Here is a 21435-nt window from a genome sequence, read left to right on the forward strand (position 1 = left end):
CTGCGCGGCTGAGGAAAACCGCCCTGCAAGGCAGGTTTGCGTTCAAAAACAGCACTGGCACCAGCCCGTGTGATAGTTCACAAAGTCCGTCAGAGTTGCTGCACGTTCCTGGCGGACTTTGTGAACTGAAATCACACGGGCAATTATGATTTGCGGGTGTCCCTTTCGATCCGAAGTTCGCTTGGAAAGTGCTGCAAAAACAAGGCGAACTTCGGATCGGGGACACTGGCGCCGTGTGCCATTTCATTTAAACTGTTGTTTGACGCCTCCCGGACTGCTCCGGCCGGAGACAGTTCGCGGCGTTGACCGGGGACGCGCGACACCCCGCAGCGGGAGTCGCAGCGTTTTAAACAAGGGGTTTGGTCCATGGGCATTATTGCTTGGATTATCGTCGGTGCGATCGCGGGCTGGCTGGCCGGCCTGATCGTCAAGGGCGCGGGCTTCGGACTTCTCGGCAACATCGTCGTCGGCATCGTCGGCGCGGTGGTCGCGGGCTGGCTGCTGCCACAGCTCGGCATTCGGCTCGGCGTCGGCATGGTCGGCGAAATCATCAACGCAGCGATCGGCGGCATCGTCGTGCTGGTCATCCTCTCATTGATCCGCCGGGCCTGACGGATTAAACGGCTTCGGGAAGCGGCCGCCCACAAAGCGGTCGCTTCTTGTTTGAAACGAAACGGCGGCGACATTCTTTCCAACAGAACAAACGAACCAGACAAACTCACCAAGGCAACCTTCGATGAAATTTACCGGCACCAAGAATTACGTCGCCACCGATGATCTCAAGGTCGCGGTCAATGCCGCGATCGTGCTCGAACGTCCCCTGCTCGTGAAGGGCGAACCCGGCACCGGCAAGACTGTGCTGGCGGAAGAAGTCGCCAAGGCGCTCGATGCGCCGCTGCTGACCTGGCACATCAAGTCCACCACCAAGGCGCAGCAGGGCCTCTATGAGTACGACGCGGTGTCGCGTCTGCGCGACAGCCAGCTCGGCGATCCGCGCGTGTCGGACATTTCCAATTACATCAAGCGCGGCAAGCTGTGGGACGCCTTCACCAGCGAGAAGCGCCCGGTGCTCCTGATCGACGAAATCGACAAGGCCGACATCGAATTCCCGAACGACCTGCTGCTCGAACTCGACCGCATGGAATTCCATGTCTACGAGACCGGCGAGACGATCAAGGCGAAGCAGCGCCCGATCATCATGATCACCTCGAACAACGAGAAGGAACTGCCGGACGCGTTCCTGCGCCGCTGCTTCTTCCATTACATCAAGTTCCCCGACATCGACACCATGAGCGAGATCGTCGAGGTCCACTTCCCGGACATCAAGAAGCGTCTGGTGCAGGAAGCGATGAAGATCTTCTTCGAGGTGCGCGAAGTTCCGGGCCTCAAGAAGAAGCCTTCGACCTCGGAACTGCTCGACTGGCTCAAACTGCTGCTCAACGAAGAGATGACCGTGGAGCAGCTCCGCGAACGCGATCCGCGCAAGCTGATCCCGCCGCTGCACGGCGCGCTGCTCAAGAACGAGCAGGACGTCCACCTGTTCGAGCGTCTCGCGTTCCTGAGCCGCCGGGAAGTGTGAGCGCGGTCTCTGTTTGCTGAATGGCGTGCGTTCTCGAACGACGCACCATTCCTCAACTGGTCGTCCCCGCGAAAGCGGGGACCCAGACACCCCAGCCCATCGTTCTGGCTTGGCGCTGAAACAGCGGCGCAGGCATCTTGCTTTAACGTGAATTCGGCGATTATGGGTCCCCGCTTTCGCGGGGACGACGCGGAATGCTGAGCGCGCCCGCGCGGGAACAAGGCCCTTGCCACCGGGTCAGAATGAAGCGCGACGCCATGCTGGCCACTGCCGCCCCGCCCGCATAGACTGGCCGCCTCGGATGCGAGGTGCCACGTGACCAAGAAGCACGTCGATCGCCGCCTGACAGCCATTCTCGCCGCGGACGTCGCCGGCTACAGCCGGTTGATGGGCGCCGACGAGGAAGGCACCCACGCACAGTTGAAGGCGCACCGCCACGACCTGATCGACCGGCGGATCAGGAAACATCGCGGCCGCATCATCAACACCGCCGGCGACGGATTGCTTGCGGAGTTCGCCAGTGCAGTTGAAGCCGTGCGCTGCGCGGTCGAAATCCAGCGCGCGATGATTACACGGAACGCGAAGGTGCCCGAGGAGAGCCGGCTCGAATTCCGCATCGGCATCAACATCGGCGATGTGATCGAGGACGGCGGAGAAATCTTCGGCGACGGCGTCAATGTCGCGGCGCGGCTGGAGAGTATCGCGCCGAGGGGCGGCATCTGTATTTCCCGGCAGGTGCTCGATCAGATCGAAGGCAAGCTCAAGCTTCAGTTCCGCGAAATGGGCCGTCAGAACCTGAAGAACATCGCACGGCCGATCGAGGTCTTTGCGATCGACCTCCATGACGGCGCATCCAAGGCGGCGCGCATTCTGACCGGCGCGAATCTTCAACAGGAGATCCGCTACTGCAAGGCGGCGGACGGCGTCCGGCTGGCTTTCGCGAAGGTCGGCAACGGCCCGCCGTTGCTGCGCACGGCACACTGGCTGGGGCATCTCGAATACGACTGGGAACTGCCGATCTTCCGCGGTCTCCTGCTCGAACTGGCCTCGAGCTTTTCGCTGGTCCGCTTCGACGCGCGGGGCAACGGACTGTCGGATTGGGACGTCGGCAACATCTCGCTGGATCACTGGGTGAGCGACATGGAGAGTGTTGCTGACGCGGCGGGACTGGACCGGTTTCCGATTCTTGGGTTGTCTCAAGGATGCGCGGTGGCGATCGCATTCGCGATCCGGCATCCGGAACGGGTTTCGCATCTGATTCTTTATGGAGGCTTTGCCGCCGGCGTCTATAAGAGCCCGAACGTGACGCCCGCCGCACGCGAGCAGTTCGACGCGATGAAAACGCTGATGAAGCTCGGCTGGGGGGCGAACGAGCCAACCTTCCGGCAACTCTTCACCGCGTCGATGATCCCCGCTGCGACGAAGGAACAGATGGACGCCTTCAACGAAGCCCAGCGTGTCAGCGCGTCAGCTGAATGCGCCGTCAGATATCTGGAAACGGTTATCAACTTCGACGTCCGCGATCTGCTGCCGCAAATCAAGGTGCCCACCCTTGTCATGCATGTCCGCGATGACCGAAGGGTGCCGATTGCGGCAGGCCGGGAGCTTGCAGCAGGTATCCCGGGCGCACGCCTCGTCACGCTGCCGGGCAAAAATCATATCCCGCTCGAACAGGATCCGGGCTTGCCGATCTTTCTCGACGAGATCCGCCGATTCCTCGGCGTCACCTGAATTCGCTTGCGCTGCGCGCTGACGCCGCGGGCGCGTCATGCTTCCGCGCGGCGGGCCCATCACATCCTGCGGCGGGCCTTGGCCCTGCGCAGGATGACCATCTGGGATCGCACACCGTAGCCGATGCCAAAACCGGCCACGAACACCAGAACAAGAACGAGTACAGCCTCGGACATGGTTGCCTCATGGCGGAGGCCGCCGATCGCAGTATACCGGCCGACGGCCCCGTCTTGTCGTTAACGGACATGGGCAATTGTCCGCAATCAGACGTTAGTCCGGCGGTTTGCGCGCGCAACGAAACCTGCGTTTAAACCTTAATGCCCGCCGCGCGGGTTAATTCTGGAACAGCCCTATGATGGCTGCTTACGTTGCGTGGCATGTTTCCATAAAGGCACAGTGTTGTCGAAAACCGGTGTTCAACAATGGAACCAAACAGTTGCGCTTGGTTTCCTCATACCCCTCTTGCTAAGGTCGTCCGATTGATTTTTTAAGTCTTTCAAGAGTCGCCGAAAAGGCGGCCGGAAGTGCGGGGTCTGGTGTCTGGTTTGAGCTTTTATCGGCAGCGCACAGTGCGCGCCGCATGTGTTGCCGCTTCTGCAGTCCTCAGCACAACGATGTCGTCTGGTCGCGCGCTTGCGGCGTGCGACACCACAACGCCCTGCGTGACCGGGCCGACCAATCTCGGCGTATTGCCAGGCGGCACGGCCTCCAGAGCAAACTTCATTAGCAGCGACGGATCGGTGGTAGCCGGTACCATCGTCTATCCAGGCCAAACAAACTCCTTCGTTTGGTCCAATGGTGTGATGACCGACATCGGAACGGTCGGGATTGTCGGACTTGGCGCAAACGGAACGATTGTTGCCGGCAACGTCAACACCACCGCCGTCACATGGACGAGCGCTGGAGGAATTGTCGCTCTTCCCTACTATTCCGGCGGCAACTTCTCGATCGCAAACGCGATCAGCGCGGATGGCACGACGGTCGTTGGCTACAGCAATGATGCAGGTGGAGCGAATACCTACGCGGTCCGCTGGGTCAACGGTGTCGTCTCCAATCTCGGTTCATTGGGCGGCATTGCGACCTCGATCGCTTACGATGTGAGCGCAAACGGAAGTGTCATTGTTGGAACATCGTACGCACCGAACGAAGTCAATGTGCACGGGTTTCGGTGGCTCAACGGCGTGATGACCGACATCGGTTCGCTTGGAATTGGCGACACCTACGCGCAGAAGGTCAGCGCGGACGGTTCAACCGTCATCGGCCAGAGCACCGGCATCGGTTTCCGATGGAACAGCGGCACGATGATCCCGCTGCTGCTCCCCGGCGGCTCCGGCTCGGAAGTTGCCGCCGTGACTCCCGATGGCTCGACCGTCATTGGTTCGTCAGATGACGGAAACGGAAATAGTCACGCCTTCCGCTGGAAAAACGGCGTGGTGACGGACCTCACGCCAATGGAAACCAGTCCTTACGTCTATGCGACAGCCGTCAGCAACAATGGCGAAGTTGTCGTCGGGTGGACCGGCATAAACTTCAGTCTGGTCAACACCCGCGCCTGGCGCTGGACCGCCGCGACCGGCAACGTATCTCTCAACACTTTGCTTGCGAATGCCGGGGTCGACATGACGGGCATCGACTTGCGGAGGGCGAATGCGATTAGTGGCGATGGCCAGTTCATCGCGGGCACCGGTCTCTTCAATAGTGCGACTCGCGCCTTCCTCGTGCGCTACGACGACGGCGCCGGCGCGATCGTGGCGGGTCTGACGAGTCCGGACGCGCAACAACAATCGGTCACGTCGCTCTCCAACCAGCGCAGCGGCATGGCGGCCCAGCAGCATGGATTGGCCGCGCCACTACTCGGTGGCGACAGGCCGACATCGGCTGGCGGCGAAGCCGGCGTATTTGCGTCAGGCGGCTCGGCATCGGCGGGCGGAACCGTGCGTTACACATCGGCAAATGGTTTTTCGATCATTGGCGGCGCGGCATGGGCGCGTGAGGATTACGCCAACACTGAACTCAAGAACTCCTGGATCGGGGCTGGCGCTCTTCAGTACGTCTATGATGGATTCGGATCTGCCGTCCGCCCGCTCGTCGAAGTCGGCGGCTGGATCACGCCCAACGCGTCGCTTGCTTTCAGTCGCACTTACGCGAACGGCGCGGGAACGGCGGTTGGCGTCGGCAATACGAGAGGCGATCTTTCTTACATGTATGGCCGCGCGGGCGGAGTGTTCGGAACCGGCGCGACGCAGATCATCCTGTCCGGCGAGTACGGTCGTCAGGAACTCAAGACCGCAGCCTATGCCGAACAACTCGCGGGAAATCCGTTCAATGCCGTCGTGTCCGGCGGCACTGATGCGATGGACGTGGTGAAGATGCGTCTTCAAGGCGCGCGCGATTTCGGAAAGTACGACGCAACGGTTTGGGGGGCATGGGCCGGCGGCTTCAATCGGTCCGCCACCTACGTCACAAGCGTTCCAGGCATCGGCACGCTCTCGCCCGGCGCGTTGAACAACATCGCATGGGCCGAATATGGCGTCCGTATCGGCTACAAAATTTCCGAAACGGTAACCGCCGACCTGGTCGCGAACGGATTATCTGGCGATGCCAATCTCGGGACCAGAATTCACGGCGGCGCAGGCCTGAGAGTTCGGTTTTAAGCGCAAGGCTTCACGTCATGGCTCAAAGCTGTCGCCATCGACACCGAATAACCGGCCTGTCACACGAACACCGGAAAACCAGGGCCGCCGTTATCGCGCGCGCTCGCTCAACTGATAGGTCAGGTGCGCTTTTACCGTCGGCCATTCTGCCGCGGTGATGCTGTACACGACGGTGTCGCGCAGGGTGCCGTTCGGCGCGATCTGGTGACTGCGCAGCACGCCGTCGAGCTTGGCGCCGAGCCGCTCGATGCCGCGCCGCGACTGGTGATTGAAGAAATGCGTGCGGAATTCGACCGCGATGCAGTTCAGGGTCTCGAAGGCATGGGTGAGCAGCAGCAGCTTGCACTGGGTATTCAACGCCGTGCGCTGCACCCGCTTTGCATACCATGTCGAGCCGATCTCGACCCGCCGGTTGGCGGCATCGACATTCATGTAGGTCGTCATGCCGGCGACCTTGCCATCGGCATCCTTCACCGTGAACGGCAGCATCGATCCCGCCGCCTGCAAACCAAGACGACGCTCGATCTCGGATTGCATTGCCTCCGGCGACGGGATGGAGGTGTACCAGAGCTTCCACAACTCGCCGTCCCGCACGGCGTCCGTGAGGCCGGCGACGTGATCCCGTGACAGCGGCTCGAGCCGCGCGTGAGGGCCGCTGAGAGTGACGGGAGAAAGCCAGGTCATTTTATACCCCGCGGAGATTCAAGTTGATGCAACGTCATGGCAATTGTCTGCTCCCTCTCCCCGCGCGCGGGGAGAGGGTCGGGGTGAGGGGCACTGCGTGTTGGGAAAAAGCCCCTCACCCGACCGCGTTGCGGTCGACCTCTCCCCGTAAGAACGGGGAGAGGTTAAGTTCACTTATTCAGAAAATTCAGCGGCAGGCCGCCGCGCGGCCAGTCCATCGCCACCAGTTCGCCCTTGCCGGACAGCGTGATGTACGCGGTCTTCAGCTCCGGCCCGCCGAACGCGATGTTGGTTGTGACGTTATCGCCGGTCGGCACCTGCTCGACCAGCTTGCCGTCGGGCGCGATCACCGAGATGCAGCCCGAGATCAGCGTCGCGACACAGACGTTGCCGGACGCTTCGACACCGAGCGAGTCGTACATCTGATAGCCGCCGAGACCGGAAATCGGCCTGCCCATTTCTCCGCGATAGATCGGCTCAACCGGCGCGATCTGTCCCGGCGCACCGATGGCGAACGCCCACAGCCGTGCCGTCGGCGTCTCGGCGACATAGACGGTCTTCTCGTCCGGCGAGAGGCCGATGCCGTTGGCGGGCAGCATGTGCGGCACAGCTTCCACAAGTTCAGTCGCGCCCTTCTTCATGTAGTAGACGGCGCCGACATCGAGATCGTGCGCGCGGCGCTTGCCGAGATCGGTGAACCAGAGCCCGCCCTCCCTGTCGAACACGAGGTCGTTCGGCCCCTTGAGTTGCCGTTCCCCGCAATGGGTGAACAGCGTCTCGACCTTGCCGTTTGAGAGATCGACACGCTGCAACGAGCCGCCGATATACTCCGACGGACGCGGCGCGCCCGGCATGATGTTGCCGCCCGGACCCGGCGCCCAAGAGAAGCCGCCGTTGTTGCAGAGGTACATCTTGCCGTCGGGGCCGAGCGCCGCGCCGTTCGGCCCGCCGGGAATTTTCGCAATGATCTCCTTGCGTCCGTCGGGATAAACCCGCGTCAGGGTCTGGCGGCGGATTTCCACCAGCACCACCGAGCCATCGGGCATCACCACCGGCCCTTCTGGAAATTCGAGACCGGTTGCGATGACGCGGACGTTGGACATGAAGACCTCCCGGACAGTGTTTTGATTTTGACGCGCGAAAACCTATCGCGCGGATTCAGCGATGACCAGTGCGGGAACGGCAGATCTATCGTGTGAAAAGCCACCAGAGCGGCGCCATCAGAAGAATCAGCGCCAGCGCCATGAGTCCAAGCCGCCCGAGTTTATGAAGCGGCGGCGAGCTGGAAAAATCGCGGGTTGGCTTGCCGTCCAGCCATCGCCTGAACCGTCCCAAAAGCGGGCCGTAATCACCACCGAACCAGTCCAGCATGCGGGCCTCACCATTCGACGACGCAAAATCTATCGGCTCGTGTCCGTTGTGACCAGCGCGAGGACGCAGGGCCGGCTTATCAAACCCCGTGGTCATTCCGGGGCGCGAGCGCTTGCGAGCGAACCCGGAATCCAGCAGTCGCTCAATAAAAGCTGGATTCCGGATCAACGCGCAAAAGCGCGTTGTCCGGAATGACGTGCCAGACATATCAGCCCTTCGCCGAAAAATCCCTCCACACCAGTCCAGCCGCCGCGATGTCCGACAGCGCGTTGCCGACCGCCTTGAACACGGTGATCTCGCTGTCGCTGGTCCTGCCCTTGCGCTCGCCCTTGCACAGTTCATTGAGCGAACCGCGAATATCATCTGGCGCAATCACCCCGTCGCGGATCGGGTCGAGCAGCTCGCCGCTTTCCTTCAGCGCATCGTAGGTATCGAGCCAGACGCGCCCGCGCCGGAACACCTCGTCGTCGGCCTCGCGCATGAACGGCGTGAAGCTCCCGACCAGATCGAGATGCACGCCGGGCTTCAGCCATTCACCCTTGATGATCGGCTTGTGCGCGAGGGTCGCGCAGCTCACGATATCCGCCTCGCCCACCGCGCGCTCCAGATCGGTCGCGACATGGGCGTCGATGCCTCTGGCGCGGAGATCGAACACCAGCCGCGCAGCGCCCGCCTCGTTGATATTCCACACCGCGACAGTCTCGATCGGCCGCACCGCGCGAAACGCATCCGCTGTAAGGCTCGCGATCCGGCCCGAGCCGCAGACCAGCAGCCTGCGCGCGTCCTTGCGGGCGAGAAAGTCCGCGCCGAGCGCGCCGATGCCCGCGGTGCGCCGCGAGGTGATCTCGTTGCCGTCGATCAGCGCGATATGCTGCCCGGTCTCGCCGTCGCACAGCAGATAGCTCGAGAAAAGTCCCGGCAGCGCGCGCCTGCCGTTCTCCGGAAAGATCGTGACGATCTTGATGCCGATAAAGGCGCGCTGCCATGCCGGCATGATGAGAATGGTCGCGGTCGAGCCGTCAGGCTGCCGCATGAAATGGTGGTGCCGCAGCGGCACGTCCGCGCCGACAGTGAAGGCTTCGCGCAGCGCCGGAATCAGGCGGTCGAACGGCAGGCTGGCGCGGGTGCGCGCGGCGTCGATGACGATGGGGGATGGGGTCGCCGGGGTCATTTACAGTTTCCGAGAATCTCGCGGACGCGCTCCCTCTCTCCGCCTGCGGGAGAGGGTTGGGGTGAGGGGCATATTGCAAATAATCACGATTTCGCGAAAGCGCCCCTCACCCGGATTGCTTCGCAATCCGACCTCTCCCCGTAAGAACGGGGCGAGGTGAAGACGCGCTCTGCCCCGCCCTCACCGCGTCCATCAGCTTCTTCCGGAAAGCCCGGTCGCGCTTGAGATGCCATTCGCGGCTCATGGCTTCGTTGCGCGTCTGGAACGGTTCGGTGTGCAGCAACGTCCAGGCCCGCCCGCGTGTCGAGCGCGCCCCGGTGCCGTTGTTATGCTTCGCAAGCCGCTGCGTCACGTCATTGGTCCAGCCGACGTAGGAGATATAACGGCCCTTGTGAAAGGAGCCGAGCACATAGACGAAGGCGACGGGTTTTTTCCGCGTGGGACGCTTCGATTTTGATGAAGAAGCAGAACTCATGGCATGAACCCACCACACGTCGTCCCCGCGAAGGCGGGGACCCATACTCCCTGACGTCGAGTTTGCACTGGATGGTTGAAAAGTTTCTCCCGAACGTTCCGCCCGGTGGTTATGGGTCCCCGCCTTCGCGGGGACGACATTGAATATCTAGCGGCGGCCCGTGTCACTTCGCGGCGGGCGCCTTTGGCGCTTCCTTCGGCGCGTCCTTGGCTGCGCCGTTCGCCGGCTTGCCCAGCGCCTGCACCTGACCTTGCAACTGAGCCACAGTGTTCTGCAGCCCGATCACGGTCGCCTTCAGCGCATCGATCTGCCGGTTGGCGGCGTCGATCTTCTGCTGGCTCTCCAATGAAGCCTTGGTCAGCGACGCCTTGAGGAAATTCACATTGCTCTGGAGACAGCCGGTGCGGCGCTCCATGGTTTTCTCGGCGGTGCATATCTCGATGCCCGGCACGTCCTGCGCCATCGCTCCGTGCGGCATCAGCGTCAGCAACGCAGCGGCAATCAGCAATCTCGTCATGTCCGACCTCATCATTGGCTCAAGGCATCGTGCATGTTTCCGCACGTTCTGCGCAAACTGTCTCATAACGTGACGGGGTAACCAGCCGGGATGTTGCGCGATCTTAAGGTTTGGAACGCGGGTGGAACGAAACGCGCCCGAATCAGCGATTCATACCATGCTAGCCAGATGGCTGACCGACATCTTGTGTCGAATGCACGCAGCACGTCCACATCATGCTGTGCGAGGGTTGCGAAGTTCAATCGAAACGTTGAAAACAGGCGTCAATCGTTAACGCGCCCCAAAGAGAGCGAAGCCCGCAATGACCGACCAGCGAACAGACCTGCCAAAAGACTTGCCAAAAGACCTGCACGGTGTGTTTCCCTACCTCGTCTCGCCGACCGCAACCGACGGCAGCATCAAGACCGATGTTCTGGGCAGGCTCTGCGACGACATGATCAAGGCCGGCGTCCACGGGCTGACGCCGCTCGGCTCGACCGGCGAGTTCGCCTATCTCGGCCGCGAACAGCGCACCACCGTGGTGAAGGCGACGGTGGAGGCCACCGCCAGCCGCGTGCCGGTGATAGCGGGGGTAGCATCGACATCGACGGCAGACGCCGTCGCGCAGGCCAGGGCCTATCAGGCGCTCGGTGTGGACGGCATTCTCGCCATTCTCGAAGCGTACTTCCCGGTGAAGGACGCGCAGGTCGAGGCCTACTTCCGCGCCATCGCGGACGCCGTCGATATTCCGGTGGTGATCTACACCAATCCGAACTTCCAGCGCTCCGATCTCACCCTCGACGTGATCGCGCGCCTCGCCGAGCATCCGCGCATCCAGTACATCAAGGATGCCTCGAACAACACCGGGCGCCTGCTCTCCATCATCAACCGCTGCGGCGACAGGATGCGCGTCTTCGCGGCATCGGCGCACATTCCCGCCGCCGTGATGCTGATCGGCGGCGTCGGCTGGATGGCGGGACCGGCCTGCATCGTGCCGTGCGAAAGCGTGAAGCTCTACGATCTGTGCAAGGCGGGGCGCTGGGACGAAGCGATCGCGCTTCAGCGCAAACTGTGGCGGGTCAACGAAGTGTTCGCGCGGTTCAATCTCGCCGCCTGCATCAAGGCCGGGCTGCAGATGCAGGGCTATGCCGTGGGCGATCCGATTGCGCCGCAAACCCCGCTCACGCCTGAGGAACGCAGGATCGTCGAAGGCGTCCTGGGCGGACTGGGCTAGCCGTCCGGCTGGAACCTGCAGCAATCAGGACGTTGAAATCGGCGGCGGCAGGGATCAAGTTAAGGGTCCAGTCCCGCCGCAAACTTGAGGTGCCAGCATGGTCAAGGTGGTCTACGAGATAGTCGAGCACGACGGCGGCTGGGCGTACAAGTTCAACAACGTGTTTTCGGAGACCTTTCCGACCCACGAGGCGGCGCGCGCGGCCGCCACCCGCGCCGCGGCGGAACAGCGGGTGCCCGGCCGGACCGAGGTCATCCAGTTCGAGGACGGCCAGGGCAACTGGCGCGAGGAAACCGTCCGGGGCACCGACCGGCCAGTGACCGAAGTCGTGGACAACAAAAAGGCCCGGTAACCGTCCGGTCCTTTTTGCCGCACCCCGGTTTCCATCTCCGCGCAAACTGGTCTAGAAGACCGGCATGAGAGCGGGCAGAGCACTTCAGAACTGGCTGGATTCGCATGGACTGGGAGCGATCATCGCTGCCGTCCTCGGCATCGTCGTGGTGCTCGCGCTCATCCTCGTCGTCGGCGGATACTATATCGTCCAACCATAAGCTCCGGCCTGCCGCGGTTCGCGGCGGACCCGGCGGCACCGGCCGACATCAACTCCACATCAATTTCAGCGAGATCGACAGTGGCCGCCTCGACCGACATCCTGTTCAGTGAAGCGATCTCGTTCCTTCAGGCCGGCCGCACGCGCGAGGCCGAGAAAACCCTTCGCAAGCTGGTGCGCAGGACGTCCGATCATCCGCTGGCGCTCAGTGTGCTCGGCGCCATTCTTGTCGGCACCGGAAAATACGACGAAGCCGAGCGGTTTCTGCGGTCCGCCGTGAAGCTCAATCCGGGCGCTCACGTCGCGCTGTACAATCACGGGCTTGCGCTCAAGGCACTGGGCCGCCCGGACGAAGCGCTGACACAGTTCACGCAGGCGCTTGCGATCACTCCCGACGACGCCGAAACCCTGAGCAATCGCGGCACGGTCTACAACGATCTGAAAAACTTTGAGGCTGCGCTGGCCGATTTCGACAGGGCGACCGCGCTCCAGCCGAACTATGCGCTGGCCCATCACAACAGAGGCAACGCGCTGTCCGGCCTCGCCCGTTATGAAGACGCGCTGGCGGCGTATCAGCGCGCGGTGGCGCTGATGCCCGGCCTGATCGACAGTTGGGCGGCCATCGGCCTCAGCCTGCAGAAGCTTGAGCGGCACGAGGAATCAGCCGCGGCCTTTGAGACGGCGCGGCAGCGCGCCGAAGCGGCCAACGCGCGCCGCCATTAGCCGCCGCCCGCAAAGGGGCAGCGGCAGAATCGCACTTACTGCTCGTCCCGGAAATACGGCTCGACCGGGCCGGTCAGCTTGATGGTCAGCGGATTGCCGTAGCGGTCCTTGGACGAGCCTGCGGTCACGCGCACCCATCCCTCGCTGACGCAGTACTCCTCCACGTTGTTCTTTTCGACGCCCTTGAAGCGGATGCCGACATCGCGCGAGAGAACCTCGGCGTTGTAATACGGGCTGCGGGGGTCGGTGGAGAGGCGGTCGGGCAATTCGCTCATCGTCATATCCTGCTTCTTGTTATTCTGAAGTTACAGCGGTCTTAAATCACAGCGTCCCGGATGACAGGAGCTTTTCGATGTCGCGGGTCAGCGCGCTGGGCGATGTGGTCGAGCCGTACCGCGCGACGACCTTGCCGGCGCGGTCGACAAGGAATTTCGTGAAATTCCATTTGATCGAGGCGCCGAGCAGCCCCGGCTTCTCGCGCTTGAGGTGATCGAACAGCGGCAGCGCCTTGTCGCCATTGACATCGATCTTGGCGAACATCGGAAACGTCACGTCGTATTTCTGCGAGCAGAACGCCGCGATCTCCTGCGCACTGCCCGGCTCCTGCCCGCCGAACTGGTTGCACGGAAAACCCAGCACCGAAAAGCCGCGCGGGCCGAACGTGCGTTGCAGTTCCTCGAGCTGCGCGTATTGGGGCGTGAAACCGCACGCGCTCGCGGTGTTGACGATCAGCAGCACCTGCCCCTCATAGGTCCTGAGCGGTCGTTCTTCGCCGTCCAGCGTCGCAGCCGAGAAATCGTAGACCGTCGTCAATGGCGCTCTCCCGTCATGCCGCCTGCGTGGGAGCATGAGCTGATCCGAAAACCGGTTCCCGCTCTTCAGGATCATGCTCCTCAGGTGCGGAATCCGCCCTTTTGCTGATTGGCGAGCCAGTCGGACAGCTTCGCCGGGGCTTCCTTCTTGGCGGGCTTCGCCGCTGCCGCCCGTTTCGCCTTGGGCGGGGGCGCCGATGCCGCTTCCGCAGCTTCCTTGGCGAGCCGCAGCGCGCGCAGTTTTTCCATATTGGCGCGCACCGCGCGGCCTTCTGCGTCGTACTGCGCCATTGCGCTGCCGGCGTCCTGTTTTTTGTCGCTCATTGATGTTCTCCGGGACGAGGTGACGATCCCGAAACGGGGGAACCTGTCGCTACTGCGCTCCCTTTAACCGATCCGGGCTGCCCTGTCTTGCGCTGCGAAAGTAGCCCCAATGGGCTAATTTACCCGATATTGGCAAGGAGGCGCCAAGGCCTGCTAGAGTCGAAGCCTCGGAAAGCCACAATTGTTCAACATTTTGCGGCAGACTTGACGGCTTTCCGCGACCGGAAACCCGCGATCGAGAAACCCATTGGCGATCAGGACAACATATCTCGTGCTGATATGCGGCGCAGGCACCCTTGCCGCCGTGGGTGGATGGCTGCTCGGCGACCAGTTGTTCTTCCAGCGCGCCTCGGCGTCGCTGACGCCGGACGAGCCCGTGTTCGAGGCTCGGTATCCGGTCTCCAACGCGATGATGAAGCAGGACCGTGTGATCGCCTCGCCTGCGCCTCCGACGGAGAACACTGACACCGGCTTGCCGAATGACATGGTCGAGACCGCGCGCGCCTGGCTCAACGCACCGGTGACACTGCCGCGCCGGCTGATCGCGAAATCCGAGAAGCCGTCGCGGCTGTTCCTGAACGACACCCAGATCGCCGGCATCAAGAAGCGGCTCAACCTCACGCCGGCGCAGCAAAAATACTGGCAGCCGGTGGAAAGCGCGATGCGCGAGGTCACGTTGCAGATCGAGGACTACCAGAAGCGGCTGAAGAAGGATCGCGACGATTCGTTCGACACCGAAAGCGACGCCATCACCCGCCTGAAGACCGCGACGCGCGCATTCTATTCGCAACTGAACGGCACGCAGAAGAACGATCTCTCGCTGCTGGTGCGCATGGCGGGCCTTGGCCCGGCGTTCGCCGAACTCACCGGCACCAAGATGACGAAGAACGAGCCTGAGAATTCGCGGTGATCTCCCGCAACGTCATTGCGAGCGAAGCGAAGCAACCCACTCTTCAAAAGAAAGTATGGATTGCTTCGTCGCTCCGCTCCTCGCAATGACGGCTAGTTCCTGAATTCGTTGGTCAGTTCGCCGACGCCGTCGATGGCGACGGTGATGGAATTCACCGCCTCCTTCATCACGCCGACGCCGAGTGACGTGCCGCAGGCGATGATATCGCCGGGCAGCAGCGTCATGTCGTGCGAGATCTTGCTGACCAGCTCCTGCGCCGAGAAGATCATGTCCGAGATCTTGTAGGACTGCCGCTCAGCGCCGTTGAGAACGGTGCGCACCGTGAGCGACGCAGGGTCAATACCGGTCACGATGGCCGGGCCGAACGGGCAGAAGTCGTCGAAGCCCTTGGCGCGCGCCCATTGCTGAAAGGTCGGGTCCTTGTTGAGAATGTCCGCGGCGGTGATGTCGTTGACGCAGGTGTAGCCGAGAATGAAATCGTCGGCCTCTTGGACCGAAACCGCGCGGCAAACCTTCCCGATCACGATGGCGAGTTCGCCCTCATAGACCACCTTGCCGTCGTACCAGGCGGGCTTCTGCACCACCGCATTGGGTGAAGCCGCTGTGGTCGGCGCTTTCAGAAGATAGAGCGGCTCCGGCGGCTCGGGCTTATCCAGCTTCGCCGCCAGCGCGTGAAAGTTGTTCCACAGCGCCACGATCTTCGACGGCGTGGTGGGCGCCAGCAGTTCGACATCGGCCAGCGCGAGCGTTTTGCCGTTCGCCTTCGGGCTGTCGAACATGTCGCCGTGATGCACGGTGATGTTCTGGCCCGACAGCGTGCCGAACCCGATCTGATCCTGATGGCGAAAGCGAACCCAACTTGTCACGATTGAAACTCCAGGAGAAAGAAGGATGCCGGCATCTCTTCACCTCGCCCCGCTTGCGGGGAGAGGTCGGAGACGAGCGAAGCGAAGTCTCCGGGTGAGGGGCTTTAGCTTCGGGAGCGACTGCAAAGTGCCCCCTCACCCCACCCCTCTCCCCGCAGGCGGGGAGAGGGAGCACGACGCGCAAGCGTCGCGCTACCCGCCATGCCATCTCAATAAAGCTCGGCGACCTTGGCGCGCTGCGCCACCAGCGCCAGCACGATATCGATCGACGGCGTCGGGATTTTCGACAGCGTGCCCATCTCCTGGACCACCGTGACCAGCGGATCGATTTCCATCGGCCGGCTGCGTTCGAGATCCTGCAGCATCGAGGTCTTGTGCGCGCCGACCTTGCGCGCGCCCTCGATTCGCCGTTCGACATCGACGCGGAATCGGATGCCGAATTTCTCTGCGATGGTCTGGGCTTCCACCATCATCGACTTCGCCACCGCCCGCGTGCCCGGATCGCTGCCGATCACATCGAGCGTGGCATGGGTCAGCGCGCTGATCGGGTTGAAGCAGACATTGCCCCACAGCTTGAGCCAGATTTCGTCGCGGATGTTCTCGAGCACAGGCGCCTGGAGCCCGGCCTTGACGAACATCGCCGACAGCGCCTCGACATCGGCGCTCTTCTCGCCGGAGGGCTCCCCGAGCGGGAAGCGGTCCCCATAGACATGGCGAATGACGCCCGGCGCTTCGATCTCGGTCGCGGGATAGACCACGCAGCCAATGGCGCGCTCCGGTCCAAGTTCTTTCCACTGACGGCCGCCGGGATCGATGCTCTCCAGCGCCGAACCTTCGCACTCGTTGCCGTGCTTGTAGAAATACCAGTACGGAATGCCGTTCACCGCGGTGACGATGCGGGTTTTCGGCCCGAGCAGCGGCTGCATCGCATCGATCACACCGGTGATCGAATGGGCCTTGAGGCAGATGATGACGAAATCCTGCGGACCGAGTTCGGCGGGATTGTCGGTGCAACGCGGATGAACCACCCGCTCCTCGTCGCCGATCAGGAGCCTCAACCCGTTGGCCTTCATCGCTGCGAGATGCGCGCCGCGCGCCACCAGGCTGACGTCAGCGCCCGCCCGCGCGAGCTGCACGCCGAGATAGCCTCCGATCGCGCCTGCGCCGTAAATACAAATCTTCATGGTGTTTCCCGAAATATCGCGAAGCGAAAAAAGATCAGAGCGCAATCACACCACCGGGGAGATCATGTGATCGCGCTCTGCAGGGAGAACCGTCAGACAACAAACGCAGGTTGGGTCGCTTCGAGTTCGGGAATTGCAATAAGGCCATCCACGGCGTTGATATCGCGGATGCTGATCACACCGATCAGTGTGTGGTCGTCGATCACCGGCACATGCCGGATGTGATTGTCGATCATCAGTTCGCGCACCTGTTCGATCGAGTCGGTGGACTGGCACGACACCAGCTTCTGAACCGAGATCAGCGCGGAAACCTTCATGGCAAGGCCGGCCTGCCCGTGCTCGGAGACGGCGCGCACCACATCGCGTTCAGAGAACATGCCGACGGCAACATTGCCCTCGGTGCGGCAGACGTCCTTCACGACAAGCGCGCCGACATTATCGTTGCGCAGCAGCCGCGCGGCAGTGGCGACAGTTTCGTTCATGCGGACGGTGGCGATACGGGTGCTCTTCCTGTTCAGGATGTCTCCGACTCTCATCACAACCTCCTCGCTGGTGGGGATGACCTTCCCGTGGACGGTTCATGCTGGAGGACAGCCATGTCCTCTCTGATGGGCTGAGATTGGTATACATTATGCCAAGAGTCAATCGGAACGAATTCCTAATTGCTGTGGTATCCCACCGGCGGACCTGGCCGGTTTTCGCGGACGAAACGGCGGCCATCATGCCGTCACCACTCCGCCCTTTGCGGCGGAGTTCGTCACCACTTCGCCTTATGCAGCGATGCGCGCCGTGATCCGATGCCAAGACGTTGAAAGCGCACAGCAATCGTCTCTCTTATGCTGGAAGTGGAAGAATGATGCGAAATCAACAGATGCGATGCGTTTCCTCGTCATTGCGAGGAGCGTAGCGACGAAGCAATCCAGTCGTCGCGTGATGATGATTTACCTGGATCACTTCGCTGCGCTCTCAATGACAAAGCGGGATCAATCGCAAACAAAAATGCCCGGGACGAGCCCGGGCATCTTGATGAATCGCAACGAATGAAAAAGAGCAGCGGTCCGTCGTCGCGCGATCACTCGTGCGAGCTACCCCTTGAGCACATCCACCAGAGTCTTGCCGAGGCGCGCCGGCGACGGCGAGACACGGATGCCGGCTGCTTCCATCGCGGCGATCTTGGATTCGGCATCGCCCTTGCCGCCGGAGATGATCGCTCCGGCATGGCCCATGCGGCGGCCCGGAGGCGCGGTGCGTCCGGCAATGAAACCGACCATCGGCTTCTTGCGTCCGCGCTTCGCTTCGTCCTTGATGAACTGCGCGGCGTCCTCTTCCGACGATCCGCCGATCTCGCCGATCATCACGATCGACTTGGTGTCGGAATCGGCAAGAAACAGTTCGAGCATCGATATGAAGTCGGTGCCCTTCACGGGATCTCCGCCGATGCCGACCGCGGTGGTCTGACCGAGGCCTTCGGCGGAAGTTTGATACACCGCCTCATAGGTCAGCGTGCCGGAGCGCGAGACGATTCCGACGTTGCCCTTCTTGAAAATATTTCCGGGCATGATGCCGATCTTGCATTCACCCGCCGTCATCACGCCGGGACAATTCGGACCGATCAGCCGCGACCTCGAACCGTCAAGCGCGCGCTTGACGCGCACCATGTCGGTCACCGGAATGCCTTCGGTGATGCAGACGATCAGCGGCACTTCGGCGTCGATCGCCTCGCAGATCGCATCCGCAGCGCCCGGCGGCGGAACATAGATCACGCTGGCGTCCGCGCCGGTGGCCTCACGCGCCTGCGCCACCGTGTCGAACACCGGCAGGCCGAGATGGGTGGAGCCGCCCTTGCCGGGCGAGGTGCCGCCGACCATCTGCGTGCCGTAGAGCGCTGCCTGTTCGGAATGGAAGGTGCCGTTTTTCCCCGTAAAACCCTGGCAAATCACCTTGGTATTGCTGTCGATGAGGATGGACATTACGCGGCTTCCTTTCGTGTGGCGCGAACGATCTTCTGCGCGGCATCGTCGAGATCGTCTGCGGCGACGACATTCAATCCGGATTCGGCAATGACCTTCTTTCCGAGTTCGACATTGGTGCCTTCGAGGCGGACCACCAGCGGCACGCCGAGACCGACCTCGCGCACCGCGGCGACCACGCCTTCGGCGACGACATCGCAACGCATGATGCCGCCGAAGATGTTGACCAGGATGCCCTTCACGTTCGGATCGGAGGTGATGATCTTGAACGCCGCGGCGACCTTTTCCTTGGTCGCACCGCCGCCGACATCGAGGAAGTTCGCCGGCGTCGCGCCGTAGAGCTTGATGATGTCCATGGTCGCCATCGCGAGTCCGGCGCCATTGACCATGCAGCCGATGGTACCTTCGAGCGCGATGTAGTTCAGGTCGTACTTCGACGCCTCGATTTCCTTCTCGTCCTCTTCGGTGAGGTCGCGCAGCTTCATCAGTTCAGGGTGACGATACAGCGCGTTGGAATCGAAATTGATCTTGGCGTCGAGACAGCGCAGGTCGCCCTGCTTCGTCACCACCAGCGGATTGATCTCCAGCATCGCCATGTCGGCGGCGACGAACGCGTTGTAGAGCTGCGAGGTGAGGATCGAAGCCTGCTTGGCGAGATCGCCACTCAGGCCAAGAACCTGCGCAACCTTGCGACCGTGATGCGCCATCACGCCGGTCGCAGGATCGACGGAGAAGGTCACGATCTTCTCCGGCGCATCGTGCGCAACCTTCTCGATGTCCATGCCGCCTTCGGTGGACACCACGAATGCGATCCGCGAGGTTTCGCGATCGACCAGCATGGAGAGATAGAATTCCTTTTCGATGTCCGAGCCGTCCTCGATGTAGAGCCGGTTGACCTGCTTGCCTGCGGGTCCGGTCTGCACGGTCACCAGTGTGCGTCCGAGCATTTCCTTGGCGAAGCTTGCGACCTCATCGATCGACTTCGCCAGCCGCACTCCGCCCTTTGCGTCTGCCGGCAATCCTTTGAACTTGCCCTTGCCGCGGCCACCAGCATGGATCTGCGATTTCACGACATAGACTGGACCCGGCAACGACTTTGCCGCAGCGATCGCTTCATCGACAGTGAACGCGGGCGCGCCTGCCGACACCGGCACGCCGAAATTCTTCAGCACCGCCTTGCCCTGATACTCGTGAATATTCATCGCAATCCTCCCGTCATGACCGAGGTCAAGAACGCCCGTTTTCAGGGCTTATGAGATTAAATCCCCGTCTTGTATTATGTATACCAGAGATTGCCCCACTCATCCGGTATGAGTCAATCGGGTCAGGAAAAGAAAAACGCGCCCATCCGGAGATGAGCGCGCTCTTGAGGCAGTCAGGTCGTTGCGCGTCAGGCCGTCGCCATCGATTTCTCGACCACTGACTTGCGCCAGGGCTTCAGCACGATGATGGCAAGCAGCGAAGCGAGAATGTTCGCGCCGGCCGCCACGATGAAGACCATGTCCCACGTGCCCGAGCTTTGCTGCATGTAGTTCGCGGCAGGCACAAGCAGCGCTGCCGTTCCTTTCGCGGTGTACAGCAGGCCCGCATTGGTGGTCGCGAACTTCGATCCGAATGTATCCGTGCAGGTCGACGGGAAGAGCGAGTAAATCTCGCCCCAGGCGAAGAACACGAAGCCCGACAGCAGCACGAACCAGACCGGATCGTGACCCCAGAGGTACAGCAGGTAGATGCCGATGCCTTCCATGCCGAACGCAATGAACATGGTGTTCTCGCGGCCGATCATGTCGGAGATCCATCCGAAGAACGGCCGTGTCAGACCGTTGAGCACGCGATCGATCGTCGCGGCGAACGTCACCGCGGTCATCGTCATGGCCATCAGCGTGACAGGAACGCTGTCGACCTTCCAGTCAACCGCGATCGGCTTGAGGTTCGCAGTCACCATCAGTCCGCCCGCGCCGACGATAACGAACATGAAGTACATCAGCCAGAAAATCGGATGCCGAAGAACTTCGGTCGGCGCGTAGTTACGGCGCGTCTGCTGAAGCGCAGCATTCACCACCGGCGGCGGCACCTGTCCTGTCTTCGGTGCGAACATCAGGAACGAGAGGATCACGATGATGATGCCCTGCCCCAGACCGAAATAAAGGAAGGTGTTCTGGAAGCCGTCGTTCTTGATCATGGCCTGGATCGGCGCGACCGTGAGCGCGGAGCCAGCACCAAAGCCGGCAGCGGTGATGCCCGCGGCAAGACCGCGCTTGTCGGGAAACCACTTGAGCGCGTTGCCGACGCAGGTGCCGTAGACGCCGCCGGCGCCGATGCCCGCGATGATCATGCCCAGGTAGAAACCGTTGAGCGTTGTGGCCTGCGCATTGATCGCCCAGCCGATCGCGCAAAGAACCCCGCCGACGAGAACAACGATGCGCGGACCGTACTTGTCGACGAACCAGCCTTCGACCGGGACCAGCCACGTTTCGAACAACACGAACAACGTGAACGCCCACTGGATCGATGCGCGATCCCATCCGAATTGTTTCTGAATGTCGGGGACGAAGAACGTCCAGCCGTATTGATAGTTCGCGATCATCACCATGGCGCCAACGCCGATCGCCAACTGGACCCAGCGATAGGTATCGCTGACGCGCGCAGCCGCCGGGGCCGCCGTATGAACCGTATCCGTCATCGTTCCTCCGAGTGCGCC

At 62.0% G+C, this 21435-nt stretch carries 24 protein-coding genes; 9 read left to right on the forward strand and 15 right to left on the reverse strand.

Annotated features, from left to right (window positions below):
- The first annotated feature begins 366 nt into the window (after positions 1-366).
- From AC1RM7_RS08900 to AC1RM7_RS08915, 4 genes are all read left to right on the forward strand, one after another.
- A complete protein-coding gene (locus AC1RM7_RS08900; protein ID WP_006021790.1) occupies positions 367-612 on the forward strand; it encodes a GlsB/YeaQ/YmgE family stress response membrane protein in 246 nt (81 codons plus the stop codon).
- A 124-nt stretch (positions 613-736) separates the two neighbouring features.
- Complete coding sequence (locus AC1RM7_RS08905; protein WP_006021791.1) at positions 737-1579, forward strand: AAA family ATPase; 843 nt, start codon at positions 737-739, stop codon at positions 1577-1579.
- Positions 1580-1894: 315 nt separating this feature from the next.
- The gene (locus AC1RM7_RS08910; protein WP_006021792.1) at positions 1895-3310 is read left to right on the forward strand and encodes an alpha/beta fold hydrolase; all 1416 of its coding nucleotides are present in this window, start codon (positions 1895-1897) and stop codon (positions 3308-3310) included.
- Between the two features lie 614 nt (positions 3311-3924).
- Positions 3925-5964 (forward strand): hypothetical protein, encoded by a 2040-nt coding sequence (locus AC1RM7_RS08915; protein WP_081758518.1) that lies wholly within the window; start codon positions 3925-3927, stop codon positions 5962-5964.
- A 90-nt stretch (positions 5965-6054) separates the two neighbouring features.
- Here the strand turns inward: AC1RM7_RS08915 and AC1RM7_RS08920 are convergent, their stop codons facing one another.
- The 6 genes from AC1RM7_RS08920 to AC1RM7_RS08945 form a co-directional block, all read right to left on the reverse strand.
- Positions 6055-6648 (reverse strand): GNAT family N-acetyltransferase, encoded by a 594-nt coding sequence (locus AC1RM7_RS08920; protein WP_024920417.1) that lies wholly within the window; start codon positions 6646-6648, stop codon positions 6055-6057.
- Between the two features lie 170 nt (positions 6649-6818).
- Positions 6819-7751 carry an SMP-30/gluconolactonase/LRE family protein gene (locus AC1RM7_RS08925; RefSeq protein ID WP_024920418.1) on the reverse strand — a complete coding sequence of 311 codons (933 nt, stop codon included), beginning with the start codon at positions 7749-7751 and terminating at the stop codon, positions 6819-6821.
- An 85-nt stretch (positions 7752-7836) separates the two neighbouring features.
- Positions 7837-8019 (reverse strand): hypothetical protein, encoded by a 183-nt coding sequence (locus AC1RM7_RS08930; RefSeq protein WP_006021797.1) that lies wholly within the window; start codon positions 8017-8019, stop codon positions 7837-7839.
- A 208-nt stretch (positions 8020-8227) separates the two neighbouring features.
- Positions 8228-9190: a bifunctional Delta(1)-pyrroline-2-carboxylate/Delta(1)-piperideine-2-carboxylate reductase gene (gene lhpI / locus AC1RM7_RS08935; RefSeq protein WP_024920419.1), complete on the reverse strand. Its 963-nt coding sequence runs from the start codon at positions 9188-9190 to the stop codon at positions 8228-8230.
- Between the two features lie 106 nt (positions 9191-9296).
- Positions 9297-9665: a GIY-YIG nuclease family protein gene (locus tag AC1RM7_RS08940; protein ID WP_024920420.1), complete on the reverse strand. Its 369-nt coding sequence runs from the start codon at positions 9663-9665 to the stop codon at positions 9297-9299.
- Positions 9666-9828: 163 nt separating this feature from the next.
- Positions 9829-10182, reverse strand: a complete 354-nt coding sequence (locus AC1RM7_RS08945) for a hypothetical protein (RefSeq protein ID WP_006021800.1) — start codon at positions 10180-10182, stop codon at positions 9829-9831.
- Positions 10183-10483: 301 nt separating this feature from the next.
- On the opposite strand from AC1RM7_RS08945, the gene AC1RM7_RS08950 reads away from it, so the two are divergent.
- The 4 genes from AC1RM7_RS08950 (at position 10484) to AC1RM7_RS08965 (ending at position 12668) form a co-directional block, all read left to right on the forward strand.
- Positions 10484-11395 (forward strand): dihydrodipicolinate synthase family protein, encoded by a 912-nt coding sequence (locus AC1RM7_RS08950; RefSeq protein WP_024921995.1) that lies wholly within the window; start codon positions 10484-10486, stop codon positions 11393-11395.
- 97 nt (positions 11396-11492) lie between these two features.
- Positions 11493-11747: a DUF2188 domain-containing protein gene (locus AC1RM7_RS08955; RefSeq protein ID WP_006021802.1), complete on the forward strand. Its 255-nt coding sequence runs from the start codon at positions 11493-11495 to the stop codon at positions 11745-11747.
- Between the two features lie 64 nt (positions 11748-11811).
- Entirely contained in the window at positions 11812-11946 is a 135-nt protein-coding gene (locus tag AC1RM7_RS08960; RefSeq protein WP_275451119.1) for a hypothetical protein, read from the forward strand.
- 80 nt (positions 11947-12026) lie between these two features.
- Positions 12027-12668: a tetratricopeptide repeat protein gene (locus tag AC1RM7_RS08965; RefSeq protein WP_024921994.1), complete on the forward strand. Its 642-nt coding sequence runs from the start codon at positions 12027-12029 to the stop codon at positions 12666-12668.
- A gap of 35 nt (positions 12669-12703) precedes the next feature.
- Here AC1RM7_RS08965 and AC1RM7_RS08970 read toward each other — a convergent pair whose 3' ends face one another.
- From AC1RM7_RS08970 to AC1RM7_RS08980, 3 genes are all read right to left on the reverse strand, one after another.
- Positions 12704-12943 (reverse strand): DUF3297 family protein, encoded by a 240-nt coding sequence (locus tag AC1RM7_RS08970; protein WP_006021805.1) that lies wholly within the window; start codon positions 12941-12943, stop codon positions 12704-12706.
- A 46-nt stretch (positions 12944-12989) separates the two neighbouring features.
- Positions 12990-13481, reverse strand: a complete 492-nt coding sequence (locus AC1RM7_RS08975) for a glutathione peroxidase (protein WP_024921993.1) — start codon at positions 13479-13481, stop codon at positions 12990-12992.
- A gap of 80 nt (positions 13482-13561) precedes the next feature.
- Complete coding sequence (locus tag AC1RM7_RS08980; protein ID WP_006021807.1) at positions 13562-13804, reverse strand: hypothetical protein; 243 nt, start codon at positions 13802-13804, stop codon at positions 13562-13564.
- A 247-nt stretch (positions 13805-14051) separates the two neighbouring features.
- On the opposite strand from AC1RM7_RS08980, the gene AC1RM7_RS08985 reads away from it, so the two are divergent.
- Entirely contained in the window at positions 14052-14714 is a 663-nt protein-coding gene (locus AC1RM7_RS08985) for a hypothetical protein (RefSeq protein WP_024921992.1), read from the forward strand.
- A 92-nt stretch (positions 14715-14806) separates the two neighbouring features.
- On the opposite strand, the gene AC1RM7_RS08990 is transcribed toward AC1RM7_RS08985, so the two are convergent.
- The 6 genes from AC1RM7_RS08990 to oxlT form a co-directional block, all read right to left on the reverse strand.
- Positions 14807-15580 (reverse strand): fumarylacetoacetate hydrolase family protein, encoded by a 774-nt coding sequence (locus AC1RM7_RS08990; protein WP_024921991.1) that lies wholly within the window; start codon positions 15578-15580, stop codon positions 14807-14809.
- Between the two features lie 209 nt (positions 15581-15789).
- On the reverse strand, positions 15790-16764 hold the full coding sequence (locus tag AC1RM7_RS08995) for a 2-dehydropantoate 2-reductase (protein WP_024921990.1): 975 nt from the start codon (positions 16762-16764) through the stop codon (positions 15790-15792).
- A gap of 92 nt (positions 16765-16856) precedes the next feature.
- Positions 16857-17300 carry a CBS domain-containing protein gene (locus tag AC1RM7_RS09000; RefSeq protein ID WP_024921989.1) on the reverse strand — a complete coding sequence of 148 codons (444 nt, stop codon included), beginning with the start codon at positions 17298-17300 and terminating at the stop codon, positions 16857-16859.
- A 549-nt stretch (positions 17301-17849) separates the two neighbouring features.
- Positions 17850-18734, reverse strand: a complete 885-nt coding sequence (gene sucD, locus AC1RM7_RS09005) for a succinate--CoA ligase subunit alpha (protein WP_024921987.1) — start codon at positions 18732-18734, stop codon at positions 17850-17852.
- The gene (gene sucC / locus AC1RM7_RS09010; RefSeq protein WP_024921986.1) at positions 18734-19936 is read right to left on the reverse strand and encodes an ADP-forming succinate--CoA ligase subunit beta; all 1203 of its coding nucleotides are present in this window, start codon (positions 19934-19936) and stop codon (positions 18734-18736) included. Before sucC ends, sucD begins: the two co-directional genes overlap by 1 nt.
- Positions 19937-20124: 188 nt before the next feature.
- Positions 20125-21417 carry an oxalate/formate MFS antiporter gene (gene oxlT / locus AC1RM7_RS09015; RefSeq protein ID WP_024921985.1) on the reverse strand — a complete coding sequence of 431 codons (1293 nt, stop codon included), beginning with the start codon at positions 21415-21417 and terminating at the stop codon, positions 20125-20127.
- Positions 21418-21435 lie beyond the last annotated feature (18 nt).

The organism is Afipia sp. GW822-FHT03D08, assembly GCF_058801645.1.

Bases quoted from the DNA above. Each gene is read 5' to 3' on its own strand.
- AC1RM7_RS08925 (WP_024920418.1), bottom strand. From the start codon at position 7,751: ATGTCCAACGTCCGCGTCATCGCAACCGGTCTCGAATTTCCAGAAGGG.
- AC1RM7_RS08995 (WP_024921990.1), bottom strand. From the start codon at position 16,764: ATGAAGATTTGTATTTACGGCGCAGGCGCGATCGGAGGCTATCTCGGC.
- AC1RM7_RS08950 (WP_024921995.1), top strand. From the start codon at position 10,484: ATGACCGACCAGCGAACAGACCTGCCAAAAGACTTGCCAAAAGACCTG.
- sucD (WP_024921987.1), bottom strand. From the start codon at position 18,734: ATGTCCATCCTCATCGACAGCAATACCAAGGTGATTTGCCAGGGTTTT.
- AC1RM7_RS09000 (WP_024921989.1), bottom strand. From the start codon at position 17,300: ATGAGAGTCGGAGACATCCTGAACAGGAAGAGCACCCGTATCGCCACC.
- AC1RM7_RS08905 (WP_006021791.1), top strand. From the start codon at position 737: ATGAAATTTACCGGCACCAAGAATTACGTCGCCACCGATGATCTCAAG.
- AC1RM7_RS08930 (WP_006021797.1), bottom strand. From the start codon at position 8,019: ATGCTGGACTGGTTCGGTGGTGATTACGGCCCGCTTTTGGGACGGTTC.
- sucC (WP_024921986.1), bottom strand. From the start codon at position 19,936: ATGAATATTCACGAGTATCAGGGCAAGGCGGTGCTGAAGAATTTCGGC.
- AC1RM7_RS08900 (WP_006021790.1), top strand. From the start codon at position 367: ATGGGCATTATTGCTTGGATTATCGTCGGTGCGATCGCGGGCTGGCTG.
- AC1RM7_RS08915 (WP_081758518.1), top strand. From the start codon at position 3,925: ATGTCGTCTGGTCGCGCGCTTGCGGCGTGCGACACCACAACGCCCTGC.
- AC1RM7_RS08955 (WP_006021802.1), top strand. From the start codon at position 11,493: ATGGTCAAGGTGGTCTACGAGATAGTCGAGCACGACGGCGGCTGGGCG.
- lhpI (WP_024920419.1), bottom strand. From the start codon at position 9,190: ATGACCCCGGCGACCCCATCCCCCATCGTCATCGACGCCGCGCGCACC.
- AC1RM7_RS08920 (WP_024920417.1), bottom strand. From the start codon at position 6,648: ATGACCTGGCTTTCTCCCGTCACTCTCAGCGGCCCTCACGCGCGGCTC.
- AC1RM7_RS08960 (WP_275451119.1), top strand. From the start codon at position 11,812: ATGAGAGCGGGCAGAGCACTTCAGAACTGGCTGGATTCGCATGGACTG.
- AC1RM7_RS08980 (WP_006021807.1), bottom strand. From the start codon at position 13,804: ATGAGCGACAAAAAACAGGACGCCGGCAGCGCAATGGCGCAGTACGAC.
- AC1RM7_RS08970 (WP_006021805.1), bottom strand. From the start codon at position 12,943: ATGAGCGAATTGCCCGACCGCCTCTCCACCGACCCCCGCAGCCCGTAT.
- AC1RM7_RS08945 (WP_006021800.1), bottom strand. From the start codon at position 10,182: ATGACGAGATTGCTGATTGCCGCTGCGTTGCTGACGCTGATGCCGCAC.
- oxlT (WP_024921985.1), bottom strand. From the start codon at position 21,417: ATGACGGATACGGTTCATACGGCGGCCCCGGCGGCTGCGCGCGTCAGC.
- AC1RM7_RS08940 (WP_024920420.1), bottom strand. From the start codon at position 9,665: ATGAGTTCTGCTTCTTCATCAAAATCGAAGCGTCCCACGCGGAAAAAA.